At 48.0% G+C, this 15703-nt stretch carries 12 protein-coding genes; all 12 read right to left on the bottom strand.

Annotation, left to right across the window (positions count from 1 at the left end; genetic code table 11):
* Positions 1 to 270: 270 nt before the first annotated feature.
* Complete coding sequence (locus MKX40_RS00335) at positions 271 to 1221, bottom strand: peptidyl-prolyl cis-trans isomerase (protein ID WP_339238944.1); 951 nt, start codon at positions 1219 to 1221, stop codon at positions 271 to 273.
* A 23-nt stretch (positions 1222 to 1244) separates the two neighbouring features.
* Entirely contained in the window at positions 1245 to 2165 is a 921-nt protein-coding gene (gene hslO / locus MKX40_RS00330; RefSeq protein WP_339238943.1) for an Hsp33 family molecular chaperone HslO, read from the bottom strand.
* 73 nt (positions 2166 to 2238) lie between these two features.
* Entirely contained in the window at positions 2239 to 3009 is a 771-nt protein-coding gene (locus tag MKX40_RS00325) for a type III pantothenate kinase (RefSeq protein ID WP_026081372.1), read from the bottom strand.
* 6 nt (positions 3010 to 3015) lie between these two features.
* Positions 3016 to 3882, bottom strand: coding sequence for a carboxylating nicotinate-nucleotide diphosphorylase (nadC, locus tag MKX40_RS00320; protein ID WP_339238942.1), 867 nt, complete (start codon positions 3880 to 3882; stop codon positions 3016 to 3018).
* On the bottom strand, positions 3879 to 5513 hold the full coding sequence (gene nadB / locus MKX40_RS00315; protein ID WP_339238941.1) for an L-aspartate oxidase: 1635 nt from the start codon (positions 5511 to 5513) through the stop codon (positions 3879 to 3881). The genes nadC and nadB overlap by 4 nt, the downstream gene beginning before the upstream one ends.
* 35 nt (positions 5514 to 5548) lie before the next feature.
* Entirely contained in the window at positions 5549 to 6487 is a 939-nt protein-coding gene (nadA, locus tag MKX40_RS00310) for a quinolinate synthase NadA (RefSeq protein ID WP_017691350.1), read from the bottom strand.
* Between the two features lie 299 nt (positions 6488 to 6786).
* On the bottom strand, positions 6787 to 8832 hold the full coding sequence (gene ftsH / locus MKX40_RS00305) for an ATP-dependent zinc metalloprotease FtsH (protein ID WP_339238940.1): 2046 nt from the start codon (positions 8830 to 8832) through the stop codon (positions 6787 to 6789).
* A 100-nt stretch (positions 8833 to 8932) separates the two neighbouring features.
* Positions 8933 to 9472 carry a hypoxanthine phosphoribosyltransferase gene (gene hpt / locus MKX40_RS00300; protein WP_017691352.1) on the bottom strand — a complete coding sequence of 180 codons (540 nt, stop codon included), beginning with the start codon at positions 9470 to 9472 and terminating at the stop codon, positions 8933 to 8935.
* Between the two features lie 52 nt (positions 9473 to 9524).
* Entirely contained in the window at positions 9525 to 10964 is a 1440-nt protein-coding gene (gene tilS, locus MKX40_RS00295) for a tRNA lysidine(34) synthetase TilS (protein WP_339238939.1), read from the bottom strand.
* Positions 10965 to 11008: 44 nt separating this feature from the next.
* On the bottom strand, positions 11009 to 11956 hold the full coding sequence (locus tag MKX40_RS00290) for a serine/threonine protein kinase (RefSeq protein WP_253428901.1): 948 nt from the start codon (positions 11954 to 11956) through the stop codon (positions 11009 to 11011).
* The gene (locus MKX40_RS00285) at positions 11940 to 12692 is read right to left on the bottom strand and encodes a VWA domain-containing protein (RefSeq protein WP_339238937.1); all 753 of its coding nucleotides are present in this window, start codon (positions 12690 to 12692) and stop codon (positions 11940 to 11942) included. The genes MKX40_RS00290 and MKX40_RS00285 overlap by 17 nt, the downstream gene beginning before the upstream one ends.
* An 85-nt stretch (positions 12693 to 12777) precedes the next feature.
* Positions 12778 to 15285, bottom strand: a complete 2508-nt coding sequence (gene spoIIE / locus MKX40_RS00280; RefSeq protein WP_339238936.1) for a stage II sporulation protein E — start codon at positions 15283 to 15285, stop codon at positions 12778 to 12780.
* Positions 15286 to 15703 lie beyond the last annotated feature (418 nt).

Below are 15703 nucleotides of genomic sequence, written 5' to 3'. Positions count from 1 at the left end.
TGTTATAGAAGAACTGCGGAAATCCTGCTGCTCCCATCCCTTACTGCTAATATTTCAAGACAGGGTGAAGGTTTCCGTAAGTTTCTTTGTTCAAAAGTAAAGCTTTTATATCCGAGTAAACGAGTAGGTATTTATTATTTTCATCTTATCAACGTTAACCCTTATTGTCAATATGAGTACTCAAAAAAATACTCTGCCTTCGGCCCTAAGACCGCAGACAGAGTATTTTTATCAAGATGCTGCAGAGCGAGACCATATTCCCATAAAATTTCAGGAGGCAGGAATCTCGGACAGGATTACGGCTTCATACTTGTTACGCAGCATTTGTTCGACCTGTGGCAAGGGATCCGCCTGACTCAGAGCCAGCTGCATTCGAATCTCCTCACGGACCTCTTCGGCCGATTGCACCTGTTGTTCTTCTTTATCATTGAGTCTGATAATCGCATAGCCCTCTTCCACTTGAACTGGACCACCAATATTACCTATATCCAGTCCGGCAGCGAGTTGAAGAATTTCTTCGGACTGGAATGGATCATTCCGCTCAATCCAGCCCAGCCTGCCACCAGCATCACGAGAGAAGCTGTCTGTCGATTGCCTGCGGGCAGCTTCTTCAAAGTCTTCCCCCTTCTCCAACGCATCCAGTAAGGAATCGGCTTCCTCTTCTTCCTTCACTACGATAATGGACAAGTCATATTTCTCGGGGGAAACGTAGTCCTCACGGTGTTCAGTCCAGTAATGCTCAATATCTGCATCCTTGATCTGTATGCCGATCGTTGCGATTTTCTCCAACAGCAGCCTGTAGCCGGCTTCCAATTCAAGCTCCTGTTTCGACAGGCCCAATTGAGACTTCATTTCGTCATAATACGCTTTCTCCGAATCGTACCCATCCATCGCGGCCGCGAGCTCCCTTGCAATCTCTTGGGGAGTGACGATCAGCTTGCGTTCAATTGCTTCGGCATATACCGCTTTACGGTTTAACATCTGGAGTAATAACTCACTGCCGTAACGTCTTTTCAGCGCATCGGTCCACTCTTTATCCGTGATAACTTCTCCGTTGATCGTCGCTACGGTGCTTCCTTCTTCCGTATTGGCATCATGGGATGCATCTGCCTCGTCTTTGCCCTGTCTGAGACCATGCATAGCCATCACCGTACCCATGACCAGCATGCCCAGCGTCAAGACAATGACAGCCGTCCACAACCCTTTTTCCTGTCTTGTCATTCCGCATCCCGTCCCCGCATAGATCAGTTCTTGGCTTGCTCTAGGATGGTCTCAAGTTGTTCTTTATTAAAGTCATAAGCTTCATTACAGAATTGGCAAACTACTTCAGCTTGGCCCTCTTCTTCAATTAATTGTTCCATCTCCGTTTGGCCCAGGCTGATTAGCGTCTTCTCTACCCGCTCACGTGAACACTCACAGCTAAAATGAATATCCAACCCTTCCATTACTTGTACATCTGGCAACAATCGGCGAAGCAACTCTTCCAATTCAAGCCCCTGCTCCAGTAAAGTCGTCACTGGCGGCAATGCACTAATAGCATTTTCGATCGCCGTGATCTCTTGGTCTGTCAATCCCGGCAACAGCTGCATAATGAATCCGCCTGCGACAATAACGGAATTATCCGTATCAACGAGCACGCCAACGCCTACAGCAGAAGGTGTTTGCTCCGATTGAGCAAAATAGTACGTGAAGTCTTCACCCAGTTCTCCTGAAATAATAGGTACACTGCCACGATATGGCTCTTTCAATCCCAGGTCTTTCGTTATGTTAATGAAACCTTCCGTTCCAACCGCACCGGCAACGTCCAGTTTCCCCACACTGTTGCTTGGCAGATGTACATGTGGATTAGAAACATATCCTCGTACTTCGCCTTTGGCATTGGCATCGGCTACAATCTGTCCAATTGGACCATCGCCGTTGACTTGTACCGTTAACTTCTCTTCACCTTTGAGCATTGCACCCATAATGGCTGCAGTTGTAACCGTACGCCCCATGGCAGCTGTAGCCGTGGGAAACGTATCATGTCTTCTGCGTAGTTCCTCAACCAGTTCCGTAGTCTGGATAGCAAAGGCTCTTACCTTTCCATTCATTGCTGTACCACGAATTAACCGGTCATGCTTGTTGTTGTTTTCCAAGTCATTCAGCCTCCTTTGGCGTATCGCCATAATAGTCGTAACACAGAAAAAACGGCACAACACTTAAGCTGTAATCTCAGCCCGCTGTATGCCGTCTCTATGCTCACCTTTCCCGGTTCCGCTCATATATAATACGCAGCCCTTCAAGCGTAAGCAGCGGATCAACTTCCTCTATACTACGGGTTTCTTCTGCGATAAGTGTAGCGAGACCACCTGTCGCGATAACTCTGGGTTTCGCACCCATCTCTTCGCGAATGCGTTCTACAATACCGTCTACCTGCCCTGCATAGCCAAATATAATACCTGCTTGCATGGCATGAATAGTATTACGGCCAATGACCTTTTTAGGTTTCTCCAGCTCTATACGAGGCAGCTTGGATGCCCGCTCATAGAGGGCTTCCGTGGCGATCTGAATGCCAGGTACAATAGCTCCACCCAGGTAGTGACCTTTCTCGTCAATACAGTCAAAGGTCGTTGCGGTACCGAAATCGACCACGACGAGAGGGCCGCCATATTTCTCAACGGCCGCTACTGCATTCACAATACGATCTGCACCCACTTCACGAGGGTTCTCATATCGCAAGTTCAAGCCGGTTTTAATGCCGGGCCCGACGAGTAAAGCTTTTTTGCCTACATATTTCTCACACATCGCTTCGATGACATTCACCAGTGGCGGAACCACAGATGAGATGATGACACCTTCGATGTCACTTGCCCTGATACCCGACATATGAAATAAATTATAAATCAATACGCCGTATTCATCCACTGTTGACTGACGGGATGTACTCAGACGAAAGTGGTGCAGCAATTCCCGGCCTTGATATACGCCGAGCACCATATTGCTGTTCCCCACGTCTACAACTAGAATCAAAGAGGTTCACCCCTCTTTCTTTTCATTTAAATCCAGGCTGATATCCAGGCTCTCAAAAGAATAGGTTAACCTGCCAACCGAGATTACATCCACACCACTCTCAGCAATACCACGAATGGTCTGGAGGGATACGTTACCGGATGCTTCAACCTTCACATGAGGAGCCTGTTCACGAATAAGCTCAACCGCTTCACGCATCCGCTCTGGATGCATGTTATCCAGCATAATGATATCTGCCCCGGCTTGCAAGGCTTCTCTCACCTGCTCCAGATTTTCAGTCTCCACTTCAATCGTCATCGTATGTGGAATAACGGTTCGCGCACGCTGTACCGCCTCGGTGATTCCGCCTGCACCCTTGATGTGGTTATCCTTAATCATAACGGCATCGTACAGTCCAAATCGATGATTCGCTCCGCCACCCACGCGCACTGCGTATTTCTCAAGTAATCGGTGACCCGGCGTTGTCTTACGTGTATCCACAAGTCTGGTCTCAAGTCCATCCAGCAGATCAACGTAAGCACGCGTACGCGTAGCAATCCCGGACATACGTTGCAGCAAGTTGAGTGCCAGTCGTTCCCCCGTAAGTAGCGAGTGTGTACTTCCCTCTACCTCGGCTAAAATTGTGCCGTGGGTAACCTTGTCTCCGTCTGTTACCTTCGGTGTAAAAACAAGATCAGGATCAACGATCTGAAATACAAGTTCAGCCACAGTCATGCCTGCAATAATACCATTGTCTTTGGCGTGTATAATAGCCTTGGATTGGTTGCCTGCTGGGATCGTCACACTCGTTGTAACGTCACCTGCACCGACATCTTCACGAAGCCAGTTTTTGATTGATTCGATAAGCCCTTCATTATATCCGTTCAGTATCATGACATCAATTCCTCCACAATCGCTTGTTCTCGCTGCTGCAGACTATGCTTCTGCCACACCATATCATCACGTACCGGGAAATCCTCACGATAGTGAGCCCCCCGACTCTCCTCGCGGTGTAATGCGCCACCGGTAACTAACCAGGCACAGGTCAGAAGATTGGCATACTCCAACTCTTCCTTATGAGTAAGTGTCTGATCAAAAAACTGCAATTCCTGTTGCAGCTTCTCCATGGCCTTCCGCAGGTCCTCACCTTTTCGGCGCAAGCCTACCTGACGAACCATCATTTTCTGTAATCGTAAGCGTCTTTCGGATACCGGCTTTTGCTCTTCCATGATCTTGTTGATCTTGCTATTCATGCCCGCAGATGAAGGCGCACCCGCTCTTCCTTGTAATGAACCAAGCGGAGGAAGAGATTGAATACGCTCAACAATTCTCCGGCCAAATACAATCGCTTCTGATAAGGAGTTGCTTGCCAGTCGGTTAGCTCCATGCACTCCTGTAGAAGATACCTCGCCACAAGCAAATAATCGGGAGATGCTGCTCTCTCCACTTAAATCCGTTTTCACGCCACCCATCATGTAATGGGCAGCAGGTGCAACGGGAATCCAGTCGGTTGTCATGTCCAATCCATAACGCATACAAGTCTCATATATGGTAGGAAACCGGTGCTTGATCATCTCTGGCTGTTCATGCGTAATGTCCAAATACACGAACGTACTGTTGGTGGACTCCATCTCACTAACAATCGCTCGTGCCACGATATCGCGTGGGGCCAGTTCAAGCTGGACATGATAACGATCCATGAAACGTTCGCCCTTCACATTGCGCAAGTATGCTCCTTCACCACGTACGGCTTCTGACACAAGGAAACGCGGGGCCCCCGGGTAACAAAGAGAGGTGGGGTGGAATTGGATAAATTCCATGTCACGCACGATAGCCCCAGCCCGGTAGGCCATTGCTACACCATCGGCAGTAGCTACATCCGGGTTCGTTGTGTATCGGTATAGTTGCCCTGCCCCGCCAGAGCAAAGAACGGTTGCCTGTGCTTTCACGAACACTTGCGATCCGTCATCCTTTTGAACCAGTGCGCCAATGCATTCCCCTCGCTCTGTAATCAGGTCAACAACAAAATGCTCATCCCATACTTCAATCCCGGGATGCTCATTCACTTCGACAGCAAGTGCACGTACAATCTCATATCCCGTGGCATCCCCGTTGGCATGCAAAATACGGCGGTGGCTATGCGCACCTTCCTGCGTCAATGCCAACTCGCCGTTCTCCAGATCAAACAAAGTACCCAGACGAATCAGTTCCTTCACTCCGTCCGGACCCTCATTCACCAATACCTCTACCGCCTCGGAGCGGCATAAGCCCGCTCCTGCAACAAGTGTGTCCTGCAAGTGGTAAGCAGGTGAATCATCCTCAGCAATAACCGCAGCGATTCCTCCCTGCGCATATCTGGTGTTACTTTCAAGTAATGACTTCTTCGTGATCATTAATACACGTTGTTGTTCACTGGCCTTAATAGCAGTAAACAAGCCAGCAATCCCTGAGCCTATAACCAGTACATCCGTCTCTACCAAGGGTAGCGCAGACAGATCAAAATCAACTAAATATTGCGGTATCATGTTATTCACCTGTCTTGGAGCAAGAGTAGCGCATCCTATTTTACCAACAACATGCGCTCTAGTGATTCTCTGGCTTTGTCGGCAACAGCCGGTGGCACGTAGATCTGCGGCTTCATCGTTTCCAGGCATTTCACCAGTTTCTTCAAGTTGTTCACCTTCATATTGGGACATACGAGGAACTTGGTAGCAAAGTGGAACTGTTTATCCGGACTGTCCAGACGAAGCTGATATCCTGTGCCATCTTCGGTACCTACGATAAATTCCTTCGCTGATGAATTTTTGCAATACTCCAGAATAGCTGTTGTGCTGCCCACAAAATCACCCATTTCCACAACTTCAGGGCGACACTCTGGATGAACAACAAACTCTGCATTTGGATGCTTAGCTCTCATCTCCACCACATCCTTGACTGTGAGCATATCATGCGTGTTGCAGTAACCTTCCCAGATAATCATTTTTTTGTCTGTATGCTGCTGCACGTAATGTCCCAGGTTTTTATCAGGTACCCAGATAATCTCGTCGGAATCCACCGATTGAATAACCCGAACTGCATTCGCTGAAGTACAACAGATGTCAGTCTCAGCCTTAATCTCAGCCGAGGAATTGATATAAGTAACCACCTTGGCGTTAGGGTGTTGTGCTTTCAATTTGCGTAGTCCATCCACGTTCACCATATCTGCCATCGGGCAGCCCGCACGTTCATCCGGAATAATAACTGTTTTGTTCGGCGCCAGAATTTTAGCGCTTTCACCCATAAAATGAACACCACAGAAAACAATTACATCGGCATCGGTTTGTGCTGCCTTCTGGGCTAACAAAAACGAATCTCCACGGAAGTCAGCAACCTCCTGTACCTCGTCACGTTGATAATAATGGGCAAGAATAATGGCATTCCGTTCCTTCTTCAATTCCATCAGCCGCTCACGCAGCTCGCGGTTCATCTCAGCCTTGCGCTCTAAAGCCAGAGCTTCCACCTGTGATCCTCTCCTTTATCGGGACAGCGTCATACGCTGTTTCGTAGGGCCATCCTAAGTCGTTAATGTCGCTTGAGAAACGAATCACAAGCGGTTTAACAACTAATCTACACAACGTTCACGACTCTGTCAATAAATGAAAAAGGCCCGGTACAGCACCTTAACCACCTGTTTGCTAACTGGTTCGCCATCTAACTCCCGTTTATCTGTATCTATCCCCTTTTAAAATAATGGACAAAAAAAGAGAGCCCAAGGGCTCTCCTGATTTCACCTGCTGGCGTAGCCAGATGTATTATTCATTAAGACGTTGGCTTCGTTCCGCCATCATCCGGGTTATTGTTATTACCTTTTTCCAGATTCGGAGACTCGTTTGGAATATCTCCTGCTGGTGGCTCAGGCGTTTCATCTTTACCTTGAATACGGACACGCACATCACCGATGTTGTCGATGATTGGCTCTCCGCCTTCAGTTGGTGTGCCTTCACCATCATTGTCGTTCTCTGCTTTTGGAGTTAAGGAACCTGTTTCGATCAATTGCTTGATCTGATCCATTTCCAAAGTCTCTACCTCAAGCAAAGTTTGAGCGATCAGATGCATCTCTTTTGAATGTTTAACAAGCAAGTCCTTACATTTCTCATAACATTCATTGATAAAGCGTTGCATTTCCTGATCAATCTCATACGCAATGGAATCCGAGTAATTCTGTTCATGACCGATATCCCGACCAAGGAATACCTGTCCTTGTGAACTTCCGAATTGCATAGGTCCCAATTTCTCACTCATTCCGTATTCCATAACCATGCTGCGAACAATACCTGTCGCTTGCTGGAAGTCACTGTATGCACCAGTACCAATCTCTCCGATGAACAATTCTTCAGCTACACGACCTCCGAGAAGTCCGGTTACTTTATCCAACAGTTCCTGCTTGGTAACCAGCATACGGTCTTCTTTTGGCAACATGATTACATATCCACCCGCACGTCCGCGCGGGATAATGGTCACTTTATGTACCATATCAGCATGTTCCAGGAAGTATCCTACAATGGTATGGCCTGCTTCGTGATAAGCAACGATTCGTTTCTCACGATCACTGATGACACGGCTTTTCTTCTCCGTACCAACGATGACACGGTCAATCGCTTCGTCAACTTCTTTCATGGAAATATCTTTACGATTACGACGTGCTGCTAGCAATGCCGCTTCGTTCAAGAGATTCTCCAAATCTGCACCAGAGAAACCTGTTGTACGTTTCGCGATAATATCCATCTTCACGTCTTTAGTCAGTGGTTTATTACGGGAATGTACTTTCAAGACAGCTTCACGACCTTTTACATCAGGGCGGTCAACCGTAATTTGACGGTCAAAACGTCCTGGACGCAGCAAGGCAGGGTCCAAAATATCTGCACGGTTCGTTGCAGCTACGATGATAATACCTTCGTTAGCTCCGAAACCGTCCATTTCAACGAGCAACTGGTTAAGTGTTTGCTCACGCTCATCGTGACCACCACCAAGACCAGCACCACGCTGACGTCCTACAGCATCAATCTCATCGATAAAGATGATACATGGCGCATTTTTCTTTGCATTTTCAAACAAATCACGTACACGTGATGCACCGACACCGACAAACATTTCCACGAAGTCGGAACCTGAAATACTGAAGAATGGTACACCCGCTTCACCGGCTACCGCACGAGCGAGCAACGTTTTACCTGTACCTGGAGGACCTACGAGCAATACGCCCTTAGGAATCCGTGCACCTACTGCTGCGAATTTACGAGGGTCCTTGAGGAAGTCTACAACCTCAACAAGTTCCTGTTTCTCTTCGTCAGCACCCGCAACATCTTCAAATGTAACCCGCTTCTTCTCTTCGTTATAGAGACGAGCACGGCTTTTACCAAAGTTCATTACTTTACCGCCGCCGCCTTGAGCCTGATTAAACAGGAAGAAGAACAGCAGGAACATAATGATCAAAGGGATAAAGGAAGTCAGCAACGTCAACCAGATGCTGTCACCTTTCATTGGCTCCTGATGATATTGGAAATTGTTAGTTTCACTTGCAGCTACAAGCTCACTAATTGCCTCATCCGTAGGAGGAATATACGTTGAGAAATTTTCTGATTTGGCGCCATCTGGTGCCTTCTTGTATTGACCGGTCACGAGATACGTTTGACCGTTGAATTGAACCGTCAATTCAGAGACATTGTTGGCTTTGATCGCTGCACGCAACTGATCATATCTAGGATTATCGGTGGCTTCGCCGCCATTGCTGACGAACTGGACTATCCCCACCACAACTAAAAAAAGAATCAAATAAAAACCAGAATTCCGGATGAACCGATTCATCCCCTACCTCCTCTCGAGACACTTTAATTATTTTAACATAGCCCGACATGGCTTCTCAACAGAAGCCAAGAACAGCTCAAGGCTTGGGTCGGGCAGGATATTAGCTACTATAGACTTCCGGCTTCAAAATCCCGATATAGGGCAGGTTCCGGTACTTCTCCGCAAAATCCAAACCGTAACCAACGATGAACGCGTCAGGAATGTCAAAGCCTGTGTAATGAGCTTCCAACTCAACTTTACGGCCTGAAGGCTTGTCGAACAGCGTAACCACACGCACCGATTCGGCACCGCGGTTTTCTAACAGTTCAATCAGATAGCTGAGTGTAAGTCCGCTGTCGATAATATCTTCGACAATCAAAACTTCCCGTCCTTCAACGGACACATCCAGATCCTTAATGATTTTGACAACACCTGATGACTTGGTGGAAGCGCCGTAACTGGATACCGCCATAAAATCCATTTCAACAGGTACCGTTATGTTTTTAACCAAATCAGCCATAAATATAAACGCACCCTTGAGCACACAAATGACCAAAGGATTGCGGTTTGCATATTCGGCACTTAGTGTTGCACCTAATTCCTTGACTTTACTCTGAATTTCTTCTTCACTGATCAATACTTCTTGAATGTCGTTCTGCAACTGTGCGAACCTCCTAAGTTATACTATGAAAGCCTTACCTGAACCATAACCACTACCCCTGAATCGCTGAATCGCCTACAGTCATGTACAGGATTGCGGAAGTGCCCTCCCTGACAGGAGCCACACTGGACCGTCGAACACCCGGTAACCAGATGATATGACCTGCTCCATCACATACCACAGGAATACGTGGACGGACAGATGGGGGGATTTTCTCATCGATGAAAATATTTTTCACCTTTTTGCTTCCGTTTAATCCCATTACTTTCATGGTATCTCCAGGTAACCGTGAACGCACAACCAGCGGCATAAGCAGTTGATCCGCATCAAACGCGGCTTGATCCGCCGATTCTGGTACATGATAGTCCTCGGGACTCACCGTCATCAACCGAATATATCGATTAATTGGGGTGAGTGAAAGCTCATAAGTTCCACTCCATTGCGCAAGACGATACTCGTAAGATTGATCCTGTACGTCCGTCCGTATGCCGAAAGAAATCAGATTATACTCCCGAGTGCAGGCGAGTGTCTGTCCTATATCCAGGCTCCAGGTCGTCACATCGGTCTCCATGACCTTGTGTCGAATGGTTTCTATACGGGTAAAGTCGACAAAATCACTGTCCAAAGGCAGATAATTCAATATTAGTTTAATCAACCTTCGTTGTAAAGCGACATGTAACTTCAAGAAGGAAGGCACCTCAAAGGTTTGCCTTCCGCCGTTCACCTGCACTAGACACCTGTATGTGTCATATGCACTCTGCTCCATGAAATCGTCTTCATCACCCACAATTTCGGCAAGCCGATTCAATGACGGCGTGAGTTGTCCATTATACTGCCCCAAAAAAGGAAGCACATCCAAGCGAATGGCATTACGCCGATATTTACGCAGGGTGTTGCTTTCATCATTAAAATACATAAAACCCTGGGTATTACAAGCTTCTACAAGGTCTGTCTTGTTTATACGAAGGCATGGACGAATAAGTTCCACATTTTTTTCTCGCCTTTTAAACTTCATTCCTGAGAGTCCCGACAAGCCGGTTCCACGAAGCAAATGAAGCATGACTGTCTCCGCCTGATCATCCGCATGATGTGCCAAAGCGATGCTTGCGGCATTATACTTGGTAGCTACTTCATGTAGAAAAGCATACCGCTTGTTGCGGGCAGCCTCCTGTGGTCCTTGACCCGTCAGCTCCATATATGAAGGAACATCGGCCTTGGTCCATTCAAATGCAATGCCAAGCTGCTGTGCCAGTTCCATCATTTTGTCGGCTTCATCATCCGATTCGGGACGGAAACCATGATGCACATGCGCACAGATCAATTCAAGCGGGACATGCCGCTTGCTGATCTCGTGCATGATATGCAAAAAAGCCACCGAGTCCGGCCCGCCCGATACTGCGACGACAATCCGATCCCCGGGAACCCATAACTGATGCTCTTCCGCTGCATCCAGCACGTTCTTCACCAGCATGTTCCAGCGTAAAGCCTCCATACCTGTTCCTCATTCCTTGCGTTATGTATATGCACTCTCACAGATCAGAAACGCAGTGCATAGATGAGCACTCCAATAAGTAATATCACAGATACAGCGAATGCGTTCTTAAGCCAGCGCGGTGTTGTACTTTTGGAACGACGGCGTAGAGGCGTGGGACGAGCCATCATTTCCTTCCACGCTTGTGCCGCATGACCTGCATCACGAAACTGACCTCGTAGTGCCTGAATCGTCCAATTGCGAAAAGGACCCAGTCGTTCACTGCGCTCCACCAGCGCTACGAGCTGATTCACACTTCGCAGTTGTGGTAATCCTTCTGCTGCCAGTGCCTTGAGCGCGTCTGCTTCAAGTACATGAATCAACAATAATGCAAATGCAAACACATCATAGGTACCATCGGCTGTACGGCTGCCTGCATTCCAGAAGCCCCGATCATACCATTCGGTGAACTGCTTGACGCTTCGACCAATAGACGTAACTCCGCCGTAGTCGATCAGTTCTACCTGCCCATAATCGGATACCAGCACATTCTGAGGTTTGAGATCACCAAACACCCATCCTGCCTGATGCAATTGTGCCAGCTTCTGCAAGAGCCTAAGTCCCACCAGAAGTGTCCAGTCTGTCCCCTGACGCCGAATGAAGTGATGAAGAGCCTCACCTCTAACGTAACGCATCACATAAAAGGGAATATCCCGGCCACGAACGGCATAATCATCCACATCTTTAAGATAGGAAGGAATGCCGCTCTGCCGAAGGGCTTCATGATTACGCTGTAGTTGAAAAGATTTGAGCACATTGACTTCCGATTGTAGATCTACCGGATCAAATCCCATTTTTAGCGCGTAGTGTTTGCCATTTTCACCCCGTTGGACAAGAAAAACGATGCCATTGGCTCCTTTGCCCAGTAGCTTCCGAATCGTGTAACGACTGCGATTCCATTTCCCTGTAACCACTGTTCCTGGCGGGAAAGAGGCGTCAGACAACGTTGTCACCGAGCATCCCTTCTCTTTCAATGCGATAGTTCCCTTCTATTTCCTGCTGTTCCTCCAGTGTACCATAACGGTAAAAATCAATCACCTTCTGAATTGCAGGACCTGTCGGTGTTGCGCCCTTCATCTGCAACCTTCCAAACAGGGACCGAACACGGCCTGGATCCGTTGTCCAGTCAATATCCATTACCGCATCTTCTCCACTGTGTCGTCCCGGGAAATGAAATACGGAAAGCTTGCTCTGACCTACACGCGCCTGCAAACTCAACATTAAATCGCGAATGCCCTCTTCAACCGCTGCCAGTTTGGGCTTCATGCTGGCACTGACGTCTATTAGCAATATCACCTGTAAGGCTGTAGTTTCAGCCATGTCATCCATCACTTCCACGACCCGGGCGCGTTGTGCAGGCTCCAGATCGGTTACCGTTTTGGGCTCCTTCTCCCCCAAAATTTGTGTTAACTCTCTATTAACCGCCTGCTGAATAGTCTGAACCACCGTTTTCCTTGTCATCATCTGCATGGTATGGGCAAGCTGCCGTGTACCTACGATTTGGCTGATTCCACCTCCGGCTCTGGCAATATCCTCAATCTCCCGACTGCCCAATTCACCAATGGTTCCATAATCAATCACGCCAACTACATTAACCGTAATGCCCTCTTCCTGTGCTTCGGCCGCTGCCAGCACCGGACTTGGTCCTACATTGGAACAACCGTCGGTGATCAATAAGATTTGCTTCATCCGATATCCCTCCGTTATTCGTTACTCTCCAACTCTATGACTAGCATTGCCAGATTGAAGAGACTTCAAACAGAAGAATATGCAATTAGCTGACGGTCCGTGGTCGCTCCATCCGATTAATGCCGGGCACACGCAGTGTGGCCCATTCAGGACGGAAATGCTCTACTTTTCCAACAACGACGGTCATATCATCCAGAATTTCATGCTGCTGATATCTTATGACACTTTCAAGCAGGCAATCGGCCAAATCTTGTGGATCGTCTGTATCAATCTCTTGAATGAGCCGTTTCATCCATAGCTCTTTGTTAACAGCATACCCCGGTGCATCATAGATGCCATCCGTCATCATAATGAGGATATCACCTGGTTGTAGCTGTACCGTCACCAAATCCACTTCAATATCTTTAATAATACCGATTGGCAAATTGCTGGCTGAAACCTGAATAACCTCCTGTCCACGTTTGATAAAGCTTGGCGTTGATCCGATTTTCATAAACGTTGTCTCTGCCGTATACTCATCAATCAGCGCCATATCGACTGTGGCATACATCTCTTCAGGGGAGCGCAGCATCAGAACGGAATTCACGGATTTGATCGCCAGTTTCTCGTCCATGCCTGACTGTAGCAACTGCTCCAGTATGTTCAGTGCCGCGCTACTCTCCATGCGAGCCCGTTCTCCATTGCCCATTCCATCACTGAGTGCAACCGCGAATGTACCGTTTCCTAACTCAACTGTGCTAAAGCTGTCGCCTGACATCACATCTCCCCCTTTGGCAGCAGCAGCAACACCGGTGGTTACCTCGAACGTTTTGGCTGAACCAAACGTAACAGTCGCCAGTCCCTGGCGAGGGTCGGTCATTGTCTCATGCAAGACGGCGATATGTTCGTCCAGTACATCCGAGATCAGCGGAGCGATCATTTTCCGGCACTCATCGAATCCCCGTGTATATGCATGTACGATCTCAATTTCCACATTGCCCGCTTCCAGATTGATGATCTCAATAGAGTGAATGGACAGGCCCAGTGACTCCAGTGCATCCCGAATCTGTTCCTCCTGTTGCACCATCTCCTCACTTTCCCGCTGAATTTCTTTGGCCAGGTCCTCCATGACCTGAGATACACCGGACAATTGCTCTGCAACCAGCTGCCGGCTATCAATAATCTGGCGTTTCCACTGCATGTTATGTTGATGCAGCCCGTATTGGGCACGCATGACTTCAAGTACCTCTTCCGGCTTCGAACACACCCTGTTCCATTCCACTGGAATCTGCTTACCTGAAATCTCCGGGTTCCCTTCAATGGTACTCATCACATCGGTCATGTATTTGTAGGTCTGAATAAACTTGGCATCCCAACATTGCGTACGCTTGAAGCAGCTTGCACATGTGCCCTCGGCAACCGCATTCATGAAATGATCCATTCCACCTTCTTTCTGTACTGGCTCGCCCGCACCGGACATCTGATCAAAGCTGCGTGACAATTGACGGAATACCTGCGAGAAGCGAGTGACCCGTTCTGCTGTGATATCCCTAATCCGCTTGGCATACTCATGCTGGGATTTGGTATGGTCCTGCGTACCTGGTACATATTTCGATATCGCCGTCATCAAGCTCTTAGGTGTCAACATAAACAGAACGATAGCCGCACATGTCTCCCATAATGAATTCATCACATCACCTGGCCCACCCAAGTAGATGGATAGAATGGACGAACCTAGCAGCATGCCCAGTGCAACCCCCGCACGTTTACCCTCTCGAAGCATCCCTGCCAGCATCCCGGCAAAAGCAAGCAGGCTCATCTGATACACCGCTGACATGTCAGCCAGACTCAGAATCAATCCAGTAATGACCCCAACTGAGGCTCCGAGGGGGGCTCCGCCCACCAGCGCAAAGATTAATATAAGATAACGGGAGAGCATATGCTCGACGGATAAGGATTGAATGGTCCACCCCACAGCTCCCGTCATAACGGATGCGAGCAATATAATCAGGCAGAGGATCTCCTCGTTCTTCAGGCTGAACTTTTTTTTGCGGTAGGTGAAGATCGGTATGGCTTGTATGAAAACAAGGGTAAGCACGAAGCTTAGTACCGAATCCATCGTGAGCATCAGCATAGCGTACCAGCTGAAGGATGGCCCGATCACAACCGCGAATAATTTGACCATAAATGTAGTGGTAAACACCATCGTCGGCGCATAAGATAATTCAGCACGATCATATGACTCCAGACCGCGGAAGAGCAGATAAAAGATGGCGATCTCTGATGCAACAATGAGTGGTACGGGAAACGGTGCAAAGAGACTACCTGCGAGTAGAGCGGCGCCTACCGGAATTATGTAATCCCTGCGCATGAAAGCAATTACGGCGAAGTACGCAATGGCAAAAGGAGATAACTCATTCAGGATCATCGCCTTTCCGAGTAGAAATCCCATAAACGTAAGCAGCAGTACCCATTTGCGGGAAGCCACCATTTGGACAGCCTTGCGGGAGCCAAGCCAATGTTTCAGACGTACAGACAACTCCTCCCGAGCTTCCGTACCACCTTTACCTGCTTTCATTCCCGGAAATTGAATGACATTCCACTTTTCCATCATCCTCAAGGCACCCCATTCGATTAATTTGAATTTTCGTGTTTCGTTCTCGATGGTTCTGATTATAGATAGAATAGAAGACGTAGTTTGTCAGAATAGGTGGGCAGGGTCCAAAAAGTTTACGACAAAAGAAACGAACCTGGCGCGGTGGAGCAAAACCCCCGGCCTTATTGTGGTTTCTGTCCTTCCCTTACTTCATTCCGACAAAGGCAATGTCTGATTTTGAACTGGAGATGCTTTGGTCTCGCCATCATTTGAGCAGGATAGCTGTGGAATGCCACGGAAACCTGTCGGTAAAAAATGGTAGACGACAAATGTTCTTATGGTTCCATTTTGTCGTGCAGAAAAACTGGGGATATGGAGATTCACTTTACAAAAAAAGCTATTCCGCTCTTATCTGTGAAAGTCATCTGTGAAAGAA

It is taken from the genome of Paenibacillus sp. FSL R5-0517 (genome assembly GCF_037974355.1).
Taxonomy (GTDB): Bacteria; Bacillota; Bacilli; order Paenibacillales; family Paenibacillaceae; genus Paenibacillus.
The sequence above is the reverse complement of the archived record's forward strand: the minus strand, read 5'-3'. Positions and strand labels throughout refer to the sequence as shown.